Source organism: Streptomyces sp. BE20 (genome assembly GCF_036322525.1).
Classification (GTDB): Bacteria; Actinomycetota; Actinomycetes; order Streptomycetales; family Streptomycetaceae; genus Kitasatospora.
Map to the genome: position 1 here is coordinate 1 of NZ_JAQYWW010000565.1, position 404 is coordinate 404.

Annotated in this window: 1 pseudogene; it reads right to left on the bottom strand. The window is 81.4% G+C overall.

Going from position 1 to position 404, the window contains the following annotated elements:
• Positions 1-289: 289 nt before the first annotated feature.
• Positions 290-404 (bottom strand): annotated as a pseudogene (locus tag PUR61_RS09695) (glycosyltransferase family 2 protein); the annotation flags it as partial.

Below are 404 nucleotides of genomic sequence, written 5' to 3' on the forward strand. Positions count from 1 at the left end.
CCGGCCGATGATGCAGTCGGCGCCGATCACCGCGGCCTCCCGCCCCTGGGCCAGGTGCCAGCCGGGGGTGCCGGGGCCGAGCACGGCCCGGTCGTCGACGTCGGCGCTGGCCTCGACCCGGGCAACGGCGGCGGTCCCCCCCCCGTCTGTGCCCCGGGCGCCCCCCGCTAGCGCCGGGCGGGGGGGCGGGGGGGCGGGGCCCCGGGGTTGGGCCGGTCACCCCGCGGGGGCGGGGGGGCGCGGGGGGCCGCCGGCGCGGGCCGCGGCGCGCGGCGACGACGTTGCGGGGAGACGGGGCGCTGCTGCCGATCACCTTGCGGGCCAGCGAGCGCGGCGAGGTGAGGAAGCCGAAGCCCCAACTGAGGTGCATGGTGGCGAAGGCCACCGGAAGCATCGCCTTGGCC